At 70.0% G+C, this 20,027-nt stretch carries 24 protein-coding genes; 3 read left to right on the plus strand and 21 right to left on the minus strand.

Going from position 1 to position 20,027, the window contains the following annotated elements:
- Positions 1-192 precede the first annotated feature (192 nt).
- From pyrH to AB0J58_RS03355, 4 genes are all read right to left on the minus strand, one after another.
- Positions 193-888 (minus strand): UMP kinase, encoded by a 696-nt coding sequence (gene pyrH, locus AB0J58_RS03340; RefSeq protein WP_245651402.1) that lies wholly within the window; start codon positions 886-888, stop codon positions 193-195.
- 122 nt (positions 889-1,010) lie between these two features.
- Complete coding sequence (gene tsf / locus AB0J58_RS03345; protein ID WP_343971777.1) at positions 1,011-1,844, minus strand: translation elongation factor Ts; 834 nt, start codon at positions 1,842-1,844, stop codon at positions 1,011-1,013.
- 108 nt (positions 1,845-1,952) lie between these two features.
- Complete coding sequence (rpsB, locus tag AB0J58_RS03350; RefSeq protein ID WP_364209592.1) at positions 1,953-2,855, minus strand: 30S ribosomal protein S2; 903 nt, start codon at positions 2,853-2,855, stop codon at positions 1,953-1,955.
- Between the two features lie 228 nt (positions 2,856-3,083).
- Positions 3,084-3,692: a helix-turn-helix domain-containing protein gene (locus AB0J58_RS03355; RefSeq protein WP_364209595.1), complete on the minus strand. Its 609-nt coding sequence runs from the start codon at positions 3,690-3,692 to the stop codon at positions 3,084-3,086.
- A gap of 68 nt (positions 3,693-3,760) precedes the next feature.
- On the opposite strand from AB0J58_RS03355, the gene AB0J58_RS03360 reads away from it, so the two are divergent.
- Positions 3,761-5,035 (plus strand): MFS transporter, encoded by a 1,275-nt coding sequence (locus AB0J58_RS03360; protein WP_364209598.1) that lies wholly within the window; start codon positions 3,761-3,763, stop codon positions 5,033-5,035.
- Between the two features lie 22 nt (positions 5,036-5,057).
- Here the strand turns inward: AB0J58_RS03360 and AB0J58_RS03365 are convergent, their stop codons facing one another.
- Complete coding sequence (locus AB0J58_RS03365; protein ID WP_364209601.1) at positions 5,058-6,419, minus strand: CoA transferase; 1,362 nt, start codon at positions 6,417-6,419, stop codon at positions 5,058-5,060.
- An 86-nt stretch (positions 6,420-6,505) separates the two neighbouring features.
- On the opposite strand from AB0J58_RS03365, the gene AB0J58_RS03370 reads away from it, so the two are divergent.
- The gene (locus AB0J58_RS03370) at positions 6,506-7,114 is read left to right on the plus strand and encodes a M23 family metallopeptidase (RefSeq protein WP_364209604.1); all 609 of its coding nucleotides are present in this window, start codon (positions 6,506-6,508) and stop codon (positions 7,112-7,114) included.
- Between the two features lie 77 nt (positions 7,115-7,191).
- Here AB0J58_RS03370 and dprA read toward each other — a convergent pair whose 3' ends face one another.
- The 12 genes from dprA to rpsP form a co-directional block, all read right to left on the minus strand.
- On the minus strand, positions 7,192-8,505 hold the full coding sequence (gene dprA / locus AB0J58_RS03375; protein WP_364209607.1) for a DNA-processing protein DprA: 1,314 nt from the start codon (positions 8,503-8,505) through the stop codon (positions 7,192-7,194).
- Positions 8,502-10,118 (minus strand): YifB family Mg chelatase-like AAA ATPase, encoded by a 1,617-nt coding sequence (locus AB0J58_RS03380; RefSeq protein ID WP_364209610.1) that lies wholly within the window; start codon positions 10,116-10,118, stop codon positions 8,502-8,504. The genes dprA and AB0J58_RS03380 overlap by 4 nt, the downstream gene beginning before the upstream one ends.
- Before the next feature lie 62 nt (positions 10,119-10,180).
- Complete coding sequence (locus AB0J58_RS03385; protein WP_364209613.1) at positions 10,181-10,534, minus strand: YraN family protein; 354 nt, start codon at positions 10,532-10,534, stop codon at positions 10,181-10,183.
- 148 nt (positions 10,535-10,682) lie between these two features.
- Positions 10,683-11,006, minus strand: a complete 324-nt coding sequence (locus AB0J58_RS03390) for a DUF2469 domain-containing protein (protein ID WP_030511723.1) — start codon at positions 11,004-11,006, stop codon at positions 10,683-10,685.
- 39 nt (positions 11,007-11,045) lie between these two features.
- A complete protein-coding gene (locus AB0J58_RS03395) occupies positions 11,046-11,732 on the minus strand; it encodes a ribonuclease HII (RefSeq protein ID WP_364209616.1) in 687 nt (228 codons plus the stop codon).
- Between the two features lie 64 nt (positions 11,733-11,796).
- Complete coding sequence (gene lepB / locus AB0J58_RS03400; RefSeq protein ID WP_364209619.1) at positions 11,797-12,390, minus strand: signal peptidase I; 594 nt, start codon at positions 12,388-12,390, stop codon at positions 11,797-11,799.
- Between the two features lie 9 nt (positions 12,391-12,399).
- Positions 12,400-13,266 carry a signal peptidase I gene (lepB, locus tag AB0J58_RS03405; RefSeq protein WP_343971910.1) on the minus strand — a complete coding sequence of 289 codons (867 nt, stop codon included), beginning with the start codon at positions 13,264-13,266 and terminating at the stop codon, positions 12,400-12,402.
- Positions 13,267-13,421: 155 nt separating this feature from the next.
- Positions 13,422-13,775, minus strand: coding sequence for a 50S ribosomal protein L19 (gene rplS, locus AB0J58_RS03410; protein WP_350924003.1), 354 nt, complete (start codon positions 13,773-13,775; stop codon positions 13,422-13,424).
- 231 nt (positions 13,776-14,006) lie between these two features.
- Complete coding sequence (trmD, locus tag AB0J58_RS03415) at positions 14,007-14,816, minus strand: tRNA (guanosine(37)-N1)-methyltransferase TrmD (RefSeq protein WP_364209623.1); 810 nt, start codon at positions 14,814-14,816, stop codon at positions 14,007-14,009.
- Between the two features lies 1 nt (position 14,817).
- On the minus strand, positions 14,818-15,333 hold the full coding sequence (rimM, locus tag AB0J58_RS03420; RefSeq protein WP_343971919.1) for a ribosome maturation factor RimM: 516 nt from the start codon (positions 15,331-15,333) through the stop codon (positions 14,818-14,820).
- 93 nt (positions 15,334-15,426) lie between these two features.
- A complete protein-coding gene (locus tag AB0J58_RS03425; protein WP_030906210.1) occupies positions 15,427-15,669 on the minus strand; it encodes an RNA-binding protein in 243 nt (80 codons plus the stop codon).
- A 1-nt stretch (position 15,670) separates the two neighbouring features.
- Positions 15,671-16,138, minus strand: a complete 468-nt coding sequence (gene rpsP / locus AB0J58_RS03430; protein WP_364209626.1) for a 30S ribosomal protein S16 — start codon at positions 16,136-16,138, stop codon at positions 15,671-15,673.
- Positions 16,139-16,396: 258 nt separating this feature from the next.
- On the opposite strand from rpsP, the gene AB0J58_RS03435 reads away from it, so the two are divergent.
- Positions 16,397-16,924 carry a hypothetical protein gene (locus tag AB0J58_RS03435; protein WP_364209629.1) on the plus strand — a complete coding sequence of 176 codons (528 nt, stop codon included), beginning with the start codon at positions 16,397-16,399 and terminating at the stop codon, positions 16,922-16,924.
- Here the strand turns inward: AB0J58_RS03435 and ffh are convergent.
- The 4 genes from ffh to AB0J58_RS03455 form a co-directional block, all read right to left on the minus strand.
- A complete protein-coding gene (ffh, locus tag AB0J58_RS03440) occupies positions 16,902-18,461 on the minus strand; it encodes a signal recognition particle protein (protein WP_343971929.1) in 1,560 nt (519 codons plus the stop codon). The genes AB0J58_RS03435 and ffh overlap by 23 nt on opposite strands.
- A gap of 85 nt (positions 18,462-18,546) precedes the next feature.
- Positions 18,547-19,107, minus strand: a complete 561-nt coding sequence (locus AB0J58_RS03445; protein WP_343972073.1) for an ATP/GTP-binding protein — start codon at positions 19,105-19,107, stop codon at positions 18,547-18,549.
- A 13-nt stretch (positions 19,108-19,120) separates the two neighbouring features.
- Complete coding sequence (locus tag AB0J58_RS03450) at positions 19,121-19,477, minus strand: DUF742 domain-containing protein (protein ID WP_343972076.1); 357 nt, start codon at positions 19,475-19,477, stop codon at positions 19,121-19,123.
- 126 nt (positions 19,478-19,603) lie between these two features.
- Positions 19,604-20,017, minus strand: coding sequence for a roadblock/LC7 domain-containing protein (locus tag AB0J58_RS03455; protein ID WP_326646986.1), 414 nt, complete (start codon positions 20,015-20,017; stop codon positions 19,604-19,606).
- Between the last annotated feature and the right edge of the window lie 10 nt (positions 20,018-20,027).

Consider the following 20,027-nt stretch of genomic DNA (forward strand, 5'->3'; position numbering starts at 1 on the left):
GTCGGGCTCGCTCCCTGTCTCCTGGTCGCTCCCCACTCCTCACTCACTTCGCGGCACGCTCCTACCTCACGTACCACTCCGCTCGCTACGTCGGGCTCGCTCCCTGTCTCCTGGTCGCTCCCCACTCCTCACTCACTTCGCGGCACGCTCCTACCTCACGTACCACTCCGCTCGCTACGTCGGGGGTGCTCCCTAACGTGCCGGACTTACCAGCGTGCCGATCTTCTCACCGCGCACGGCCCGCAGGATGTTGCCCTCACCCATGAGGTCGAAGACCACGATGGGAAGATTGTTGTCCATGCACAGGCTGATGGCGGTGGCGTCCATGACCCCCAGGCCGCGGGTCAGCACCTCACCATATTCGAGATGGTCGAACCGGACGGCATCGGGGTTCTTACGAGGGTCGGCGTCGTAGACGCCGTCCACCTGGGTGCCCTTGAGTAGAGCCTCGGCACCGATCTCCAGCGCTCGCTGCGCGGCGCAGGTGTCGGTGGAGAAGAACGGCGAACCGAGCCCCGCACCGAAGATGACCACTCGCCCCTTCTCCAGGTGGCGGATGGCGCGGCGGGGCAGGAACGGCTCGGCGACCTGCTGCATGGTGATGGCGGTCTGGACGCGGGTGTCGACACCCCGCTTCTCCAGGAAGTCCTGGAGGGCCAGGCAGTTGATGACCGTACCGAGCATGCCCATGTAGTCGGCCCTCGCCCGGTCCATACCGCGCTCGGAGAGGGCGGCACCCCGGAACATGTTGCCGCCGCCCACGACCACCGAGACCTGGACACCACCTCGGACGGCCTCGGTGATCGAGTCCGCGAGGTGACCCACGACCGCCGGGTCGATGCCCAGCGGCTCGCCGCCGGCGAACGCCTCACCGGACAGCTTCAACATCACCCGCTTCCAGCGAAGCGGATCCGAGTACGAAGAAACCGCCGGCGTGGCGGGTCCTGGATTCTCCTGCACGGCGGCGGCCTCCTCGTTTGGTGCTCTGCGCAAAGAGCGGATGTCTGGAATTAGGCCTGGCCAACCTTGAAGCGGACGAAGGCCTGGACCTTGACACCATTCTCGTCCGCGAACTTCGCGACGGACTTCTTGTTGTCCTTGACGAAGGACTGCTCAAGAAGGGTGAAGTCCTTGTACCAGCCGTTGATGCGGCCGTCGACGATCTTGCCGATGGCCGCCTCGGGCTTGCCCTCCTCGCGGGTCATCTCCTCGAAGAGCGCGCGCTCCTTCTCGATGACGTCGGCCGGCACCTCGGCGGGGCTGAGGTACTTCGGGGCCATCGCGGCGGCGTGCTGCGCGATGTCCTTGGCGACACCGGCGTTCGGGGTGTCGAGCTGCACGAGCACGCCGACCGCCGGGGGAAGCTGGGGGTCGGTCTTGTGCATGTAGGAGCCGATGAAACCGCCCTCGAGCACGGCGAACCGGCGGATCTCGATCTTCTCGCCGAGCGCGGCGTTGGCCTCGTCGAGGTGCGTCTTGACGCTCTTGCCGTCGAGCTCGGACTCGAGCAGCGAGGGCACATCGGTCGGCCTGGAAGCCAGGACGTGCTTGACCACCTGGGCCGCGAGCTCCTGGAAACGCTCGCCCTTGGCGACGAAGTCGGTCTCGCAGTTGAGCTCCAGCAGCGCGGCGGCGGAGTCGCCGTCCTGCTCCAGGGCGACCAGGCCGTTGGAGGCGGTGCGAGCCTCACGCTTGCCGACGTCCTTGGCGCCCTTGAGACGGAGGAGCTCGACCGCGCGGTCGAAGTCGCCCTCGGACTCCTCAAGAGCCTTCTTGCAGTCCATCATGCCGGCGGCGGTCAGCTCACGAAGCCGCTTGACGTCGGCCATGTTCACGGAAGCCATTGTCTTTTCCTCGTGGGAATCGTCGTGGATCGGGTGGGTGCCCCCGACTGAGCGGCACCCACCCGGAAGGGTCTTGCGGGTCGTACGGCCAGGCCGTACGGAGATGACCTAGGCCTGCTTCTCGGCGGTCTCGGCCTCGGCGGCGGGAGCCTCCGCGGTCTCGGCCTCGGTCTCGGTCTCGGCAGCGGCCTCCACGACCTCGGCCTCGGCGGCCGGGGCGCTCTCGGCGCTACCGGCCAGCAGCTCCTGCTCCCACTCGGCCAGCGGCTCGGCGCCACCGGCGACGGCCGGCTTGTCGTCGCCACGGCCCGCACCGGCGCGGGCCATCAGGCCGGCGGCGACGGCGTCGGCGACGACGCGGGTCAGCAGGCCGACGGCGCGGATGGCGTCGTCGTTACCCGGGATCGGGTAGTCGACCTCGTCGGGGTCGCAGTTGGTGTCGAGGATGGCCACGACCGGGATGTGAAGCTTGCGAGCCTCGCTGATCCCGATGTGCTCCTTCTTGGTGTCGACGACCCACACCGCGCTGGGAATCCGGGACATGTCCCGGATGCCGCCGAGGGTGCGCTCAAGCTTCTCCTTCTCGCGACGGCGCATGAGGAGCTCCTTCTTCGTGAGCCCCGAGGCGGCCACGTTGTCGAAGTCGAGCTCCTCCAGCTCCTTCAGGCGCTGGAGCCTCTTGTGCACGGTGGAGAAGTTGGTGAGCATGCCGCCCAGCCAGCGCTGGTTGACATACGGCATGCCGACGCGGGCGGCCTGCTCGGCGATGGCCTCCTGGGCCTGCTTCTTCGTGCCGATGAACATGATCGTGCCGCCGTGCGCGACGGTCTCCTTGACGAAGTCGTAGGCCCTGTCGATGAAGGCCAGCGACTTCTGAAGGTCGATGATGTAGATGCCGTTGCGCTCGGTGAAGATGAAGCGCTTCATCTTCGGGTTCCAGCGACGGGTCTGGTGGCCGAAGTGCACGCCGCTTTCCAGCAGCTGTCGCATGGTGACGACGGGGGTGGACATTGATTGTCCTCCAGATCGGGGCGCCCATCTCTGGGCGCTGTTCTCGGTTGGCCGCGACAACCTGCGGCTGTCGCCCTGATGCCCCGAACCGGATCCAGCCGGGCTCTCACCCGGACCGAGGGATCTCGGCTCTTGACGGGGCACGCGAAGTCGGCCCATGACGAATGGACCACCAAAAATTGTACCCGTAACCGGGCCTCTCCCTGACCTTCGGTCGTCAAGCGCCCCTTACGCGTCACCGGGGAGGCCGTGCGGCCGGCGTCGAGCCCGGGGAAAGAGATTGATCTGCGCCTCGGCGATCCGGGCTCCGGGCGGAGCGTCCGCCCGGTCCCTGACGGTGGTCCTGTAGGGGGCGAGCAGCTCGTCGATCCGCTCGTTCAGCCGCTTCAGCTCATCGGCGTCGACCAGCAGGACGGCGCGGTTGAACAGCGCGGCCTCGCGCCACTCCGGGGACTCCCGCTCCATGTTCTCCATGGCCCGGGTCACCTCGTCCGCGGCCTGGTCCCGCAGGGCCTTGATCAGGAACTCCTTGGCGCTGCGCACGTCCGGGCCGTCGTCCGGATCGGGAGCGACGCTCAGGCCCACGGAACTGGAGCGCCACAGCCGCTCCCTGCCGTCGCCGCGCGCGGGCGCGTCCTCGACGAAGCCGTACTTGGCGAGCATGCGCAGGTGATAGCTGGCCGCGCTCGGTGTGACCCCGATGACCTCCGCGACCTCGGTCGCCGTGCAGGGCCCCTCGGCCTGGAGCCGGTTCAGGATCGCGAGCCGCGCGGGGTGGGCCAGCGCGCGCATCGCCGTGGGATCGGTGAGGGACCTGTGCTTCCGTACCTCGGTCATGTGCAGACCGTACCCAGTCCAAATCTGAAGTATTGCCTTCATAGTTATGAAGGGTTAGCTTCATAACTATGAAGCATTCCCTTCAGGCTTCCTCCGACGCCGCCGCCCCCCAACCGGTCCCGCTCAGGAGACAGCGCGACTACCGGCTGCTGCTCTCCGCCCGTGCCGTCACCGAGACCGGCGCCGAGGTCTCCCGGCTGGCGGTGCCGCTCACCGCCGCCGTCCTGCTCGGCGCCTCCCCCACCCAGATGGGCCTGCTCACCGCCGCGACCTCGCTGCCCTACCTGCTGATCGGGCTCCAGGCGGGTGCCCTCGCCGACCGGCTGAGACGGCACCGGCCGGTCATGGTCGCCTGCGACCTGGTAGCGGCCGTCGCCATGACCACCATCCCGGTGGCCTGGATCACCGGGACGCTGACCGTGCCCTGGCTGATCGCGATGGCGTTCGTGGTCGGCACCTGCTCAGTGATCTTCAGGGCGGTCAACTTCCCGCACCTGGCCACCGTGGTCCACGAGAGCCAGCGAACCGAGGCGCTCGCGGGCTTCCAGTCGGCCTTCGCCGTGGCGAGCGTCAGCGGCCCCGGCCTCGCCGGACTGCTCGTCCAGTTGATCACCGCGCCGTTCGCGATCCTGGTCGACGCCCTGTCCTTCCTGCTCTCGGCGCTTCTGATCCGGAGGGTCACCGCGTCGGAAACCCACACCCCCGCTCCCCCGCGCGGCATGTGGACCGAGATCCGCGAGGGCCTGGGCACCGTGGTCCGGCACCCGGTGCTCCGCGCGCTCTGCGGCAGCGGAACGACGATCAACTTCTTCGGCGGCGTCTACATGGCGCTGTTCGTGATCTACGCGCTCAACGTGCTCGACCTGCCCGGGGGCCTGGTCGGCGCGATCACCGCCTGCTTCGGCATCGGCGGCCTGCTCGGCGCCGCCGTGGTACCACGCCTGACCAGACGATTCGGTGAGAACCGGGTGCTGGTCTGCGCCACCCTGCTCTTTCCCGTCGACTACACGGTCGCGGCGCTCGCCGGCGGCCCGGCGTGGCGCAGCCTCCTGCTCATGTCCACCACCGCGGTGACCTCCGGCATGGCCATCGTGGCCTTCTCCGTCTGCATGGGCGCCATCACCCTGCGCGAGACCCCCACCGAACTGCGCGGCCGGGTCAACGCCACGATGTCCTTCACGACCCAGGGCGTCCTCACCCTCGGCAGTCTGGCCGGTGGCCTGCTCGGCGAGCTGCTGGGGCTCCGCCCGGTGCTGTGGATCTCCGCGGCCGGGGTGCTGACCACACTCGTGTGGATCGGCCTCTCCCCCCTCCGCCACTCCTCCAGCGCTTCCACACGGTGACCGGATGCCCCACGCGGCCGCCTCACCACCAGGCGGGCGGGTGCTCGCCGTTCTCCGGAGGCGGGCTCGCCCAGTACGGCGAGATGCCGCCGACGGTGCCGGGGGGCCGGAGGTAGGTCAGGCGGCCGAAGACGCTGTCCGTCTCCTCGATCAGGTCGGCGACGTCCGGCTCCGGGGTGGCCGCGCCGTCGACCCGGCCGAGACCGTCCAGCCATCGCGCGGTCCCCGCCAGGGAGAGCTCGACCCTCCAGGAACCTCCCTCGGCGGAACGGCGGAGCAGGGCGGCCATCGCCCCGAAAGCGGCCAGGTAGCCGGTGGCGTGGTCGAGGACCTGGGCGGGAAGCGGGTGTGGCCGTGACCCGTCGCCCCCCTCGTGCGCGATGCCGCAGGCCATCTGCACCAGGCTGTCGAACCCGCGCCGGAGCGCCCACGGCCCGTGCCCCCCGTACGCCGAGACGTCCACGCAGACGATCCCCGGCCTGATCGCCGCCAGTTCCCCGGGGCCGAACCCCAGCGACCGGAGGGCCCCCGGCCGGTAGGACTGCACGAACACGTCCGCCCCGGCCACCAGGTCGCGCAGCGCGGCACTCCCGGCCGCCGTCCTCAGGTCGAGGTGACAGGACCGCTTGCCGAACGCGGTGCCGATCACCAGCCCCGGCACCTCGGGAAGGTGCCCGGCGCCCACCCTGAGCACCTGGGCGCCGTGGGCCGCCAGCGTGCGTGTCGCCACCGGCCCCGCGATCACCCTGGTCAGGTCGAGCACCCGCACCCCGTCCAGCGGCCGCCTTCCTCCCCTCCTCGGGGCCCGCACACCGCCGGGGTCGCCGAGCCGGGTCTCACCGAGCCGGGTCAGGCCGACGAGCGGCGCCGCGGTGACCCCCCGGGCCTGGGGGTGCTCGCGCCATTCGGCACGGCTGCGCATGGCCGCGGCGCATCCTCCCGCGGCCGTCACCGACTCCTCGACCTCGACGGCGGCACGGCCGGCGCAGGCGCGCGCGACGGCGTCCCTGCCCGCGTCCGGGGGGAGTCCCAGCGCCGCGAGAGCCGCGTCACGGTGGTGGTCGAAGTTGCAGTGCAACCGGACCCAGCCGTCGGCCGCGCGGTAGTCCCCCGAGAGAGGTGCCCACAGCTCCCCGGCGACTCCGTCGATCCTGAAGTGACGCTCGTCCCTGAAGGCCGCCGCCGCCTCCCGTACGTCCACCGCCACCTCACGCCCGCCTCCCCCGAGCGCCGCGGCCGCCGCGGTGGCGGCTCCGACGGCGACGGCGGCGGCGCCGCCCACCCGGAAGACGGAAGGCAGCACCGGATCATCCCCGGTCACCCGTACCGGCGGCAGCTCGACCCCCACCTCGGCCGCCAGCTCGCGAATACGTTCTTCGACCACGTGATCCCTCCACAGTCTCGGCCGCCTATCCACAGAATCCAGTTCGGCCCATATCCGCCACACCGCTGGTCCGCATGCTCGCAGGCATGAGACCCTTCCCCGCCATGGGGCTGCGAGCCGTGCTCTGCTCGCTGATCCTGGCCATTCCGGCAGCCGGAGCCCACCACGCGACCGCCCTCGCGTCCCCCGGCGGAGAAACCGGCGGAGAAACCGGCCGCGGGGCCGCACTCGGCATGGCCGGGTCGACGCGTCCGCTCTGGGGATGGCCGCTCGCCGGGCGGCCACGGGTGCTCAGGGAGTTCGCGCCACCGGCGCAGCCGTGGCTGGCCGGCCACAGGGGCGCCGACCTCGCCGCGTCACCCGGAGCCGAGGTACGCGCCGCAGGAGCCGGAACGGTCGGCTACGCGGGCCCGCTCGCAGACCGTGGAGTGGTGACCGTGCTCCACTCCGACGGCCTGCGGACGACCTATCTGCCCGTCCGGCCCTCGGTGGGACGCGGTCGGGCGGTGGCCGTCGGCGAGGTGATCGGCGTCCTCCAGGACGTCCCCGGGCACTGCCCCACCGCCTGCCTGCACTGGGGCCTGCTCCGCGACCGCGCCTATCTCGACCCCCTGCTCCTTCTCGGTCACGGCCAGGTCCGCCTGCTCCCCCTGTGGCCCGGCCGGGATCTCGCCGGCCATCCCGCACAGCGGTGATCACCGATGGGCGGGCCGGATGCCAAGGCGGCCACCTCCGGAACCGGGCGGGTGTGTCCGCCCGGCCCGGGAGGTGGCTATCCGCCGAAAGGGCGATCGGCGCGGAGACGCCAGCCCTGGGAGACGCGCTCGACGTAGCCCGCGGCGGCCAGGCCGCCGAGGCAGGAGAGCACGGTCTCCAGGTCGACGCCCGCGGCGACGGCTATCGTCGCCGGCCCCATGCCGATCCGGGTGGGCATGGCCTCGACGACCTTCCTGCTCTCCGGGTCGAGCCGGTCACGGGGGAGCACCGGCCCGCGCGCTTCGGGGGCCAGGTCGATGCCCATCGTTCCGGCGAGCTCGATCACCTCCTCGGCACCGGTGACGCAGACGGCTTTGCCCTGGCGGATCAGCCGATGGCACCCTGCCGAAGCATCCGAGGTCACCGGGCCCGGCACCGCGGCCAGCTGCCGGTTGAGCACGACCGCGTGCCCGGCGGTGTTGAGCGCCCCGCTGCGCACGGCGGCCTCGACGACCACGGTGCTCCGTGACAGGGCCGCGATGAGACGGTTCCTGACCAGGAACCTCGGCCGGGTCGGGTGCGCGCCCATGGGACTTTCGCTGACCAGCACCCCCTGCGCCCGAACGGCCGCGAACAGCTGCTGGTGCGCGCTGGGATAGGCGACGTCGGCGCCACAGGCCAGCACGACGACGGTCGGTGCCTCGCAGGCGAGCGCACCGCGGTGGGCGGCGCCGTCGATGCCGTAGGCGCCGCCGGAGACGACCCCCCATCCCCTCTCGCCCAGTCCCGCCCCGAGCTCCGCCGCCACGTGCGTGCCGTATGGTGTGGCGGCCCGAGAACCGACGACGGCAACGGATCTGAGGCAGGAGAATCGCAGGTCGGCGTCGCCGTGCAGCCAGAGCGCATGGGGCCGGGAGTCTCCCAGGTCATCCAGCTGGCTCGGCCACTCGGCGTCGCCGGGAATCACCAGCCTGGCGCCTATCCGCTCACCCTCGGCCAGATCGCGCTCGGGGTCGGCCGTCCTCAGCCGGGCCGCCCAGGAGGCGACCATCCGGTCGAACCTGGCCGCGAGCCGTCCGTCCCACCCGGCCCTCCCGCCACCGTCCGCCCCTGAGCCGCCGCCCGAGACGCCGTCGGGCACATCGGCCCCTCCCCCGCCTCGGTCCGAGCCCCTGCCGTACCGGCCCGCGTCCTCGTCGCGGGGACCGGGATCCCCAGCCGGGCGGCCGTGGGTGTCGGCGAACCATCGGGTGAGATCCGCGTCCGCGGCGCCCTCCCGGACCAGTGCGACGGCGGCCTGTGGGCCGCGCAGGGCGACGAGCGCGCCCATCGCGGTGTCGCCCGGTTCGGCCAGGCGCATCAGGGTGAGACGCGCGAGCCTGTCGTTCAACGTTCCTCCCCCAGCCACAGCCCGAGGGCGGAGTTGGTCTCGTGCGGCTCCGGCCGGTCCTTGCCGGCGAGATCGGCCAGGGTCCAGGCCAGTTTGATGATCCGGTCAAGACCCCGGGCACTCAGCAGGCCGCTGTCGAGATACCGGAGCAGCGGTGACATCGCCGCGGGCGGCGGCCGGTACTCGGTGTGGAGGGCGCGAGCGGGCATCTCCGCGTTGCAGCGCCACGGCGTGTTCGCGAACCGCTTGGCGGCGCGCTCCCGGGCGAGCAGCACCCGCTCCGCCACCACCCTGCTGGGCTCGATGAAGCGGCGGTCGGCGAGGAGTTCGCGCCGGGTCGACCTGGCCAGGCTGACCTTGACGTCCACCCGGTCGAGCAGCGGGCCGGAGAGCCTGGCGAGATAGCGGCGGCGGGCGGCGGGAGCGCACCCGCACGGATCCTTGGGAGTGGAGGGCCGCGCGCACGGGCACCTGTTGGCCGCCAGCACCAGCGCGAACCTGGCGGGGAAGGTCACCGCCCCCAGCGCCCTGGAGACCGTCACCCGGCCCGATTCGAGCGGCTGCCTGAGCGCGTCGAGAACGGTCGTCGAGAACTCGGGGGCCTCATCGAGAAAGAGCACTCCCCGGTGGGCCAGCGAGACCGCACCGGGACGGATCATCCCGCTGCCCCCGCCGATGACGGACGCGACGGTCGCGGTGTGGTGTGGCGCCACAAACGGCGGGCGGACCAGCAGGGGGCGATCCCTGGGCAGCACTCCGGCGACCGAGTGTATGGCGGTCACCTCCAGGGCCTGATCCCACTCCAGGGCCGGCAGCAGGGTCGGCAACCGCTCGGCGAGCATGGTCTTGCCGGTGCCGGGAGGACCGAGCATCCAGAGGTTGTGGCCACCGGCGGCGCAGACCTCCAGCGCGCGGCGGGCGACGGGTTGCCCGGCGACGTCTCCCAGGTCGGGACCGTCCTCGGCGCCACCGGCGGCGCCGTCTCCCAGGTCTCCCAGGTCGTGCCCGGGGACGGCCTCGCCGGGACGTCCCGACGGGAGCGGGCGCGCGGCCCGGTGACCGGGATCTCCGGCACCGTCCAGGACGCCTCCCGGCGACTCGCCGCTCCGCAGCCCGCTCACCAGCGCGCCCAGGGTGGTCGCGGGGATCACGGTCACGCCCGGCACCAGGCCCGCCTCGGCGGCGTTGCGCGCGGGGACGACGACGGTGCGGGCACCCGCGGCGACGGCCGCCAGCACCGCGGGGAGAACGCCCCTCACCGGCCGCACCGAGCCGTCGAGACCCAGTTCACCCAGGAAGAACGGCTCGGCGACCCTGGCCGCGGGCACGAATCCGGCCGCCGCGAGCAGGGCCATCGCGATCGCCAGGTCGAAGAGGCTGCCCCGCTTGGGCAGGCTGGCGGGAAACAGGCTGACGGTGATCCGGGCGTCGGGCCACGCGTACCGGCTGTTGACCAGGGCGGAGCGGACCCGGTCGCGGGCTTCGCTCAGCGCGGTGTCCAGCATGCCGATCAGGTGCAGACCCGCGACACCGCTGCCGATGTCGGCCTCGATCTCGACGAGACGGCCGGTCACCCCGACCAGGGCGACGCAGCGCGTGCGTGCGACGGCCACTCACCTCACCTCCCACCGGGCGGGACGTGGGGAACGAACGATCCAGGACAGGCCAGGAGACATCAGCACACCCCCCGCTCGTGGCGGATGGCGAAATCCCCGGCGAACCGCTCAAGGGCGACGACGTCGACGCGGATCGCGTCGAACGCCTCCCGGTGCTCGGCGACCCATCTGGCCACGAGCATGCGCAGGCGCGCGATCTTCGCATCGGTGACCGCCTCGAAGGCGGTGCCGTGACGGCGACCGGAGCGGGTCTTCACCTCCACCGCGACGAGCGTGCGCCCCTCCCGGGCGACGACGTCGATCTCCCCGTCCGGGCATCGCCAGTTGCGATCCAGAATCTGCAGGTCGTGTGCGAGCAGATAGTCGACGGCGACCTGTTCGCCGTACCTGCCGAGCTCATCCTTCGCGGCCATGGAACCACCTCCGGTTCCCGACCTTCGCTCAGCTCACCGCGCCCCCGACGAGCCGAACCGGGTTCTGTGGACAACCGGCCGAACACGAGGCGCGCCTGTGGACAGCGTTCTCCCCGGTTCGGCAATGGTCAAAAGGCCGTAGATCCTCTCAGGAGGAGAAGCCCTCCTTTGGCATCTCCAGGTCGGGTTTGGCGAGTTCCTCGACGTTCACGTCCTTGAAGGTCACCACTCGGACGTTCTTGACGAACCTCGCGGGCCGGTACATGTCCCAGACCCAGGCGTCCTGCATCTTCACGTCGAAGAACACGTCGCCGTTCTCGGCGGTCCGCACGTCGAGATCGACGGAGTTGGTGAGATAGAAGCGCCGCTCGGTCTCCACGACGTATGTGAACAGGCCGACAACGTCGCGGTACTCACGGTAAAGCTGCAGCTCCATCTCGGTTTCGTACTTCTCGAGATCCTCTGCGCTCATACCGGTCCTCCTGTTAAACGCACACCCCGGCCCGCCCGATCAGACGGCACCGGCCCCCAGTTCATTCTCACCCATCACCTCGCCCGCTCCTGACCGTGCCACCGTCGAGAACGAGAAGCGGTGGTCCGGACACGGACCGTAGGCGCTGAGAGCCCTGCGATGATCGACAGTGCCATACCCCTTGTGCACGGCGAATCCGTACCGGGGATGACGTTCGTGCAACGCGACCATCATCTCGTCCCGCGTCACCTTGGCCACGATCGAGGCCGCGGCGATGCAGGCCACGACCTGATCTCCCTTCCACACCCCCAATGACGGCACGGGCAGCCCGGGAACGGGGAACCCGTCGGTGAGAACGTAGCCGGGCTGACGGGGAAGTCGCGCCACGGCCCTGCGCATCCCATCGATGTTGGATCTGTGCAGACCGCGGGTGTCGATCTCACCCGGCGGGATCACCATCACGCTCACCGCCTCCGCAGTCGCCGTGATCCGCTCGTACAGCGCCTCACGGCGGGAGGCCGTCAGCTGCTTGGAGTCACCCAGTCCGTCGATCCGGCCGCCCAGCATCACGGCGGCGACCACCAGAGGCCCGGCACAGGCGCCCCGGCCCGCCTCGTCGACCCCCGCCACGGGACCGAGCCCGCGGCGGTCAAGGGCCCGCTCGTAGCCGTACAGCCCTAGATCGCGCCGGACCACGCTGGGCCTGGGGCGAAACGCAACCGTCATGACACCTCGGGTGACACAGCGACCATGACCAGAGAGTACGCCCCCTCCGGTGCATTCGGTACCGCTATCTCACCTTGAGAAAGCTTTCCGGCCTCGAAAGGATCGTGGCCCGGGAGAACGGCCAGTAGATCGCCACCGCACGGCCGACGACGTCGTCCTCGGGGATCGTGCCCTCCTCCTTCCGCTCCTCGTGGGCGCGCGAGTCGGCGGAGGCGGTGCGGTGGTCGCCCATGACCCACAGTCTCCCGGCGGGGACCACCTTCTCGAACGCGTCCCCCGAGGGGAAGTCACCGGGGTGCAGGTAGGAGCCCTCTTCGAGCGGCACTCCGTTGACCGTGATCCGCTTCTGGGCGTCACAGCACTTCACCGTGTCGCCGCCGACCGCGATGACCCGCTTGATGGTGTCCTCGTCGTTCCAGCCCTTGAAGACCACGATGTCGCCGCGCTCGGCGTCACCGTGCAGCTTGTTGACGACCACCCGGTCACCCACCTGAAGGGTGTTCTCCATCGACTCCGACGGGATCCAGAACGACTGGAAGACGAAGGCCTGTAACAGCAGCGCCACCACCACCCCGCACACCAGCAGGAACAGCGACTCGCGCAGGTTGCCGCCCTTGCCGGACTTCTTGTTCTTGTCAGCCTCGGGTTCCGCGGTCATGAGGTTCGGCTACCGCCTCGAAAGCCGGCGACGACGCCACAGCACCAGCGGCACGGCGCCTGCGAAGCCCGCGAGGAACGGGGTCGCGCCTCCCACGGCCGCGGCGGCCTTGAGGGCCGGCTGACCGAAGGTGTCGGGAATGGGAATGGTCGTGGCCCTGGAGAACGGCCACACGATCACGAAGGCCCGGCCGATCACCTTGTCCACCGAGATCGTCCCGCCGCCGGGATCGCCCAGGTGGGAGCGGGAGTCGAGGGAGACCATCCGGTGGTCGCCCATCACCCACAGGCGGCCCTCGGGGACCTTGGCCTCGAAGAACTTCTGGGACGGCACGTCACCCGGATAGAGGTAGTCCTCGTCGAGGGGGACCCCGTTGACCGTCACCCGGCCCTGGGCGTCGCAGCACTTCACCGTGTCGCCACCGACGCCGATGACCCGCTTGATGTAGTCCTTCTCGCCGGGGACCACGCCGAAGGCGGTTCCGACCCAGTGGAAGAACCCCGCGACCGGGTTGGACGGCTCCTCGAGGTCGATCTCGGGATCCCAGGAGTCGACCCCGGAGAACACCACCACGTCGCCGCGTTCGATGTCCCGGACGCGGTAGACGAGCTTGTTGACCAGGACCCGGTCGTTCGTGAGGAGGGTGTTCTCCATCGACTCCGAAGGAATGTAGAACGCCTGGATCACGAAGGTCTTGATTATGAGAGCGAGCACCACCGCCACCACGATCAGGACAGGCAGCTCCTTCCAGAAGGAGCCCTTCTTCTTGTCCTTGTCGCTCTTGGCGTTCTTCTGGGTGTCTTCGGCGACCACGTCCACCTCGTCCTCGACAGGTCGACGCGAGACTGCGCCGTACTCCCGGTCTTCGCTAGTCATCGCTGACGAGCCTAGATGATGGGCGGCACCAAGTGGTCGAGTGACGGGGTACCGCATAGCCATGCGTATTGCCATAGGAGGTCAAACCTCCTTACATGCGACTGGCCCGCTCCCCGGAAAAGAGGGCGCGGGCCAGGGCGGCGACCGGCGCGCGCCTAGCGGGCCTCGCGCTTCTCGCGGATACGGGCGGCCTTGCCGCGCAGGTCGCGCATGTAGTAGAGCTTGGCCCGGCGGACGTCGCCACGGGTCACGAGGACGATCTTCTCGATGACCGGGCTGTGCACCGGGAAGGTACGCTCGACGCCGACGCTGTAGCTGACCTTGCGAACCGTGAAGGTCTCGCGGGCGCCGCCGCCCTGGCGGCGAAGGACGAAGCCCTTGAAGACCTGGACACGGGACCTGCTGCCCTCAATGACCCGGACGTGGACCTCAAGCGTGTCACCGGGCCGGAAGTTCGGGATGTCGGTGCGGAGCGCGGACTTCTCGAGCTCGCTGATCAGCGTGTGCATGGCAGTGGTACCTCGTTTTTAAACGCACCCGGAGGTCCATCCGGCCGCGACGGGGCGGCGTCGTGATGGACACGCGTGCTGAAGTGGACTGTGTCTCGGGAGCCGGGTCGCTCTTCCGGCGGTGCGCGCCGACCCATGGACGGTCGGCGGCAACGCTTCAGTCTGCCATATTTTCCCGACCGACCGGAAATCAGCCGGTCAGGGCGACCATACCGGCCCACGTACCGACCCTCATGGGGACTCCGCCGGCCAGGGAGCCGGGTCGACGGGTCCGGTCCCGGGCCGGTCGAGCTCGGACAGGAGCTGCCTGTCGTGCTTGTCCAGGCTCTGCGGGGCGAGCGCCGCCAGCAGTTCGGGCCGGTTCCTCGCGGTGCGGCGCAGTGCCTGGTCCCGCCGCCATCGGGCGATCTTTCCGTGATGCCCGGAGAGCAGGATCTCCGGCACCTCGTGCCCCCGCCACTCGGGCGGCTTGGTGTAGACCGGACCTTCGAGGAGGTTCTCCATCGCACCGGGCGCGAAGGAGTCGTCCACTGCCGAGTGGACGTTGCCGAGTACGCCCGGCAGCAGCCGCCCGATGGCCTCGATCATCACCAGCACGGCCACCTCGCCTCCGGCGAGCACGTAGTCGCCGATGCTGACCTCGTCCACGCGCATGCGCGCGCCGTACTCGGCCATCACCCTGGAGTCGATGCCCTCGTAGCGGGCCGGGGTGAACAGCAGCCAGGGCTCGGCGGCGTACTCCATCGCCAGCTTCTGGGTGAAGGGCACACCGCTGGGGGTCGGCACGATCATCCGCGGCGGGGCCGCGGGATCCGCGGCGAGGACCTCGTCGAGGGCCTCCCCCCAGGGTTCGGGCTTCATGACCATGCCGGGGCCGCCCCCGTAGGGAGTGTCGTCCACGGTGCGGTGCACGTCGTGGGCGTGGTCGCGGAGCTGGTGGAGACGGACGTCGAGGATGCCGCGCTCGCGGGCCTTGCCGATGAGGGAGACGTCGAGGGGGGCGAAGTACTCGGGGAAGATCGAGATGACGTCGACGCGCATGTCAGACGATCTCGTCCGGATCGAGCAGTCCCGCCGGAGCGTCCACGACGAGGATGCCCTTCTCAAGGTCGATCACCGGGACCAGCGCCTTGACGAACGGCACGTAGACCTCCGCCTTCCCACGCCGTACGACGAGCAGGTCCTGGCCGTGATGGAGCACGTCGGAGACCTCGCCCACCCGCTCGCCGTCGGTCTTGACCACGGCGAGGCCGATGAGCTGGTGATCGTAGAACTCGTCGGGATCGTCGGACGGCGGGATGTCCGCCGAGTCGATGACGAGCATGGTGCCGCGGAGCTCCTCGGCGTGGTCCCGGTCGCTCACGCCCTCGAACCTGACCAGCAGGATGCCCGAATGCCAGCGGCGGGACTCGACGACCAGCGGGCCGGCCGAGGCGGGGTCGGTGGCCAGGGCCGTGCCCGGGGCGAAGCGCCTGTCAGGCTCGTCGGTGCGTACTTCCACGGACACGTCTCCGCGGAGTCCGTGCGGGCGGCCGATCCGCCCTACGACGAGCTGCACGCCCGCCTCCTCACATAGTGGTGCCGGTGGAAAGCAGACGGGCCACCCGCGCTGGGCGGGTGGCCCGTTCGCTCGATTGGACGCGTCCGGCGGCTAGCGGGCCTCGTTCAGGTCGAGCAGATCGACCCGGACGTACTTGCCGTCGCCGAGGGCGTTCACGACCGTGCGAAGCGCCTTGGCCGTACGGCCGCCGCGGCCGATGACCTTACCGAGGTCCTCGGGATGCACCCGGACCTCAAGCACACGCCCGCTGCGGATGCGGCGAGCGTGCACCTGGACGTCGTCGGGATATTCGACGATGCCCTTCACCAGGTGCTCGAGGGCCTCCTCAAGCACCTCAGGCCTCGCCTTCCGGCTTCTCCTCGGCGGCCGCGGTGGGCTCAGCCGGGGCCTCGGCGGGGGCCTCTTCAGCCTTGGGAGCCGCCTTGCGGGCCGACTTCTTCGGCGTGGTGGCGGCTTCCAGAGACAGCGCCTCCTTGGCTGCGGCCTCGTAGACGGCGTGACGATCGGCCTTGGGCTCGGCGACCAGGAGCGGAGCCGGAGCCGACTCGCCCTTGAACTTCTGCCAGTCGCCGGTGAGCTTGAGGAGCTTGAGGACGGGCTCGGTCGGCTGCGCGCCGACACCCAGCCAGTAGGCCGCCCGCTCGGAGTCGACCTCGATGCGCGAGGGGTTCTCCTTCGGGTGGTAGAGGCCGATCTCCTCGATCGCCCGGCCGTCACGCTTGGTGCGGCTGTCGGCGATGACGATGCGGTACTGCGGGTTGCGGATCATGCCGAGCCGCTTGAGCTTGATCTTGACTGCCACTGGTGTGGTCTCTCCTGCGTTAGAGCGTGGGTGAGCGGTGTCTCATCGAGTGGGGCACGAGGAGAGGACCGGTCGAGGGACAGGCATGGCACGCGGGAGTGAGAGGGCAACCACGTGTCACGATGTTCCAACATGTCATTGTGCCAGACGCGCGGGGGTGCCCGGCCAATCCACGGCCATCCCCTGCGGCGGCCGGAGGGCAAATCTCGGTAATCCACGTGTGTCCGGGCCCCCGGCGGGTCCGGCCTGCTGCGCTAAATGGCCGCCGTGGCAACCACCCTCAGATCTCTGCTGCTGACCGCGACCGGATCCATCACCGTGCTGGGAGCGGTGCTGACCATCAGGGCGATCCCTGCCGGTCAGGCCGACGCGCCGCCGGCGTCCGCCCCGTCCCCCGCCGTGATCCCGGGAGGAGGAACGTCCCTGCCTCCTCAGGCCCCGCTCCTGCCCGGGGCTCCGGCGCGGCCGGGAGCACCCGCCCCGCCGGAGACACTCGAACCCCTGGGGACCGCCTCACGGTTCGGAGCCCCCGTCCTGCCCGAGGCGCCGATCCTGCCGGGAGCCGCCCAGGCGCCGGAGATCCCCGCACCCCCGGGAGCACCCGCGCGGCCCGCCTATCCGCCGTACGGTCCGTCGGCCGGGATGCCGTGGTGGGAGCGCTACTTCGGACGTACCCCGAGCAGTTCGAGCACGGCCACCAGGATGAACCCCGAGACGATGATCACCCAGATCCATCTGGCACGCGCGTGGAAGGGTCCGTCGCTCATTTCTGACCGGGGAGCTTGAACTTCGAGGGGTCGAAGCCCGGCGGCAGCTCCAGGCCGGGAGGCAGCTGCTGCCGGGAGCCGAGCTTGCCAAGGAGGCCGTTCCCCGCCGGGGTCGCGGGCTCGCCGGACTTGTCGGGGGCGGCCTTGCCGAGGGCCGCCTTACGCGGGTCACCGCTGACCCTGCGTCCCTTGGCCGCCTTCTTCTGCGCGGCCTTGGCCCCCTTGCGACCGCCGGGCATGCCGGGGATGCCCATGCCGCCGGCCATCCGCTTCATCATCTTCTGAGCGTCGAAGAAGCGGGTGACCAGGCCGCTCACCTCGGTCACCGTCACCCCGGACCCCTTCGCGATACGGGCACGGCGTGAGCCGTCGATCATCTTCGGATTGTGACGCTCGGCGGGGGTCATGGAGCGGATGATGGCGGCGATCCGGTCGAGGTCGCGGTCGTCCACCTGGTTCAGCTGATCACGCATCTGCCCCATGCCGGGCATCATGCCGAGCAGGTTCTTGATGGGGCCCATCTTCTGGACCATCATCATCTGCTCGAGGAAGTCCTCCAGGGTGAAGCCCTCGCCCGAGGTGAGCTTGCTCGCCATCTTGGCGGCCTCGGCCTCGTCGAAGGTCTTCTGGGCCTGCTCGATCAGGGTGAGGATGTCACCCATGTCGAGGATGCGGGAGGCCATCCGGTCCGGGTGGAAGGCGTCGAAGTCCTCGAGCTTCTCACCGGTGGACGCGAACATGATCGGCCTGCCGGTGATGTGGCGGACCGACAGCGCGGCGCCGCCGCGGGCGTCGCCGTCGAGCTTGGTCAGCACGACGCCGTCGAAGCCGACGCCCTCCATGAACGCCTGGGCCGTGCCGACGGCGTCCTGGCCGATCATCGCGTCGACGACGAAGAGGACCTCGTCGGGCGAGACCGCGTCGCGGATGTCCGCCGCCTGCCTCATCAGCTCCTGGTCGATGCCCAGGCGGCCCGCGGTGTCGATGATGACGATGTCGTGCTGCTGCCGCTTGGCGTGGTCGATCGACTGGCGGGCCACCGCGACCGGGTCGCCGACGCCGTTTCCCGGCTCGGGCGCGTAGACCGCGACGCCCGCGCGCTCGGCCACGACCGAGAGCTGCTGTACCGCGTTGGGCCGCTGGAGGTCGGCGGCGACCAGCAGCGGCGTGTGGTTCTGCTCACGCAGCCAGCGGGCGAGCTTGCCGGCCAGGGTCGTCTTGCCCGCACCCTGCAGACCCGCGAGCATCACGACGGTCGGCGGGTTCTTGGCATAGCGGAGCCGCCGGGTCTCACCGCCGAGGATCTCGATGAGCTCGTCATTGACGATCTTGACGACCTGCTGCGCCGGGTTCAGCGCCTGGGAGACCTCGGCGCCGCGGGCGCGCTCCTTGACCTGGGCGACGAACGCCTTGACCACGGGCAGCGCGACATCGGCCTCGAGGAGCGCGATGCGGATCTCGCGGCAGGTCGCGTCGATGTCGGCCTCGGAGAGCCGACCCTTGGATCGAAGGGAGGAGAAGACCGATGTCAGCCGGTCGGAAAGCGTCTCGAACACGTGATTGGCCAGCCTCTGCGCTACAGGTCTGCGACTCGACCTCCCAGCCTATCCGCTGGGAGGTGCGACTGACGCCCTCCCGGGGTCAGCGGCCCCAGCCGGGAACGGCCATTCGCATGGTGAGCGCGTGCTCCACAAGCGTGATGAGCGTGGCCTTCACCGCGTCGCGCGAGCGGGCGTCGGTCCTGGAGATGGGGATGTGAGGCGCCAGCGTCAGCGCCTCGCGTACCTCCTCCTCGCCGTGCAGGTAGTTGCCGTCCCACCCGTTGACCGCGACGACGAAGGGGAGCTTCGCCTCCTCGAAGTAGTCGATCGCCGGGAAGCTGTCGGCCAGCCGCCGGGTGTCGACGAGCACGATCGCACCGATCGCGCCCTTCACGAGGTCGTCCCACATGAACCAGAACCGGTGCTGACCCGGCGTACCGAACAGGTACAGGATCAGGTCGCGGTCCAGCGAGACCCGGCCGAAGTCCATCGCGACCGTGGTGGTGGTCTTGTTCGGGGTGAGGCCGAGATCGTCGATCCCGGCGCTGGCGTCGGTCATCACCGCCTCCGTGGTCAGCGGCAGGATTTCCGACACCGCCCCCACGAACGTGGTCTTACCGACACCGAATCCCCCGGCGACGACGATTTTCGTCGATGACAGGCCGCCGCCGCGGCTAGAGCCTGCGAAGTCCACTGAGCACCCTTTCCAGCAGGTTGAGATCCGGCTTGCCCGCGTCCAGCTGAGGCTGATGCAGCTGGATCAGACCCTCGGCGGCCATGTCGGCTACCAGGATCCGGGTCACGCCGAGCGGGATGCGGAGCATCGCGGAGATCTCAGCGACCGAACGCACTTGCCGGCACAGGGCACTGATCGCCTGATACTCCGGAGTGCGGGTGGATAAATCGTGATGTATGGAGGTCGCCGAGGAGACCAGGGCCTCCAGGGCGAGTTGGGTCCGGGGGGCGGTACGCCCCCCGGTCACGGCATACGGACGGACGAGGGAGCTCTGCTCCGACGGCGCCGGCTGCATGAGATGCGAGGGCCCCACCTGTTGCCGGTGGGGGTCGTCCATCGAATGGTAGGGAAACCCGCCGTGCGGGTCGCCCTCACCGGTCCAGCCGCGGCCTGCCACGACAGCCTCCTAGCGTCATCGCCGTCACCGTGAGTGGGAAGACTGCAGTTCCGCGCGGACGGCCGGGGTCAGCACCTGGCCTGCCCGCTCGACGAGCATCGTCATCTGGTAGGCCACCAGTCCCATGTCACAGTCGGCGGCGGCCAGCACCGCCAGACAGGAACCGTCACTGATGGACATGATGAGGAGCAGCCCTCGTTGCATCTCCACCACGGTCTGGGTGACCGCACCGCCTTCGAAAACCCGCGAGGCGCCCTGGGTCAGGCTGATCAGGCCGGCCGCGACCGCGGCCAGCTGGTCCGCCCTGTCCCTGGGAAACCCGTCGGAATACGCCAACGGCAGACCGTCCGCCGACACGACGACTGTGTGCGCCACACCTGGGACGTTGTTCACAAAGTCAGTGATCAGCCAATTGACCCCCCGGGCGGCCTGGCTCATTTCGCGCACG

The sequence above is a fragment of the Streptosporangium sp. NPDC049644 genome (assembly GCF_040675205.1).
Taxonomy (GTDB): domain Bacteria; phylum Actinomycetota; class Actinomycetes; order Streptosporangiales; family Streptosporangiaceae; genus Streptosporangium; species Streptosporangium fukuiense.

What these genes read in the sequence shown, in the direction of transcription:
- lepB (WP_343971910.1), bottom strand. Translation starts at nt 13,266, where the DNA reads ATGACTAGCGAAGACCGGGAGTACGGCGCAGTCTCGCGTCGACCTGTC.
- lepB (WP_364209619.1), bottom strand. Translation starts at nt 12,390, where the DNA reads ATGACCGCGGAACCCGAGGCTGACAAGAACAAGAAGTCCGGCAAGGGC.
- AB0J58_RS03360 (WP_364209598.1), top strand. Translation starts at nt 3,761, where the DNA reads ATGAAGCATTCCCTTCAGGCTTCCTCCGACGCCGCCGCCCCCCAACCG.
- rplS (WP_350924003.1), bottom strand. Translation starts at nt 13,775, where the DNA reads ATGCACACGCTGATCAGCGAGCTCGAGAAGTCCGCGCTCCGCACCGAC.
- AB0J58_RS03355 (WP_364209595.1), bottom strand. Translation starts at nt 3,692, where the DNA reads ATGACCGAGGTACGGAAGCACAGGTCCCTCACCGATCCCACGGCGATG.
- AB0J58_RS03455 (WP_326646986.1), bottom strand. Translation starts at nt 20,017, where the DNA reads ATGAGCCAGGCCGCCCGGGGGGTCAATTGGCTGATCACTGACTTTGTG.
- pyrH (WP_245651402.1), bottom strand. Translation starts at nt 888, where the DNA reads ATGTTGAAGCTGTCCGGTGAGGCGTTCGCCGGCGGCGAGCCGCTGGGC.
- AB0J58_RS03435 (WP_364209629.1), top strand. Translation starts at nt 16,397, where the DNA reads ATGGCCGCCGTGGCAACCACCCTCAGATCTCTGCTGCTGACCGCGACC.
- AB0J58_RS03395 (WP_364209616.1), bottom strand. Translation starts at nt 11,732, where the DNA reads ATGACGGTTGCGTTTCGCCCCAGGCCCAGCGTGGTCCGGCGCGATCTA.
- AB0J58_RS03450 (WP_343972076.1), bottom strand. Translation starts at nt 19,477, where the DNA reads ATGCAGCCGGCGCCGTCGGAGCAGAGCTCCCTCGTCCGTCCGTATGCC.
- tsf (WP_343971777.1), bottom strand. Translation starts at nt 1,844, where the DNA reads ATGGCTTCCGTGAACATGGCCGACGTCAAGCGGCTTCGTGAGCTGACC.
- AB0J58_RS03385 (WP_364209613.1), bottom strand. Translation starts at nt 10,534, where the DNA reads ATGGCCGCGAAGGATGAGCTCGGCAGGTACGGCGAACAGGTCGCCGTC.
- rpsB (WP_364209592.1), bottom strand. Translation starts at nt 2,855, where the DNA reads ATGTCCACCCCCGTCGTCACCATGCGACAGCTGCTGGAAAGCGGCGTG.
- AB0J58_RS03370 (WP_364209604.1), top strand. Translation starts at nt 6,506, where the DNA reads ATGAGACCCTTCCCCGCCATGGGGCTGCGAGCCGTGCTCTGCTCGCTG.
- trmD (WP_364209623.1), bottom strand. Translation starts at nt 14,816, where the DNA reads ATGCGCGTCGACGTCATCTCGATCTTCCCCGAGTACTTCGCCCCCCTC.
- AB0J58_RS03390 (WP_030511723.1), bottom strand. Translation starts at nt 11,006, where the DNA reads ATGAGCGCAGAGGATCTCGAGAAGTACGAAACCGAGATGGAGCTGCAG.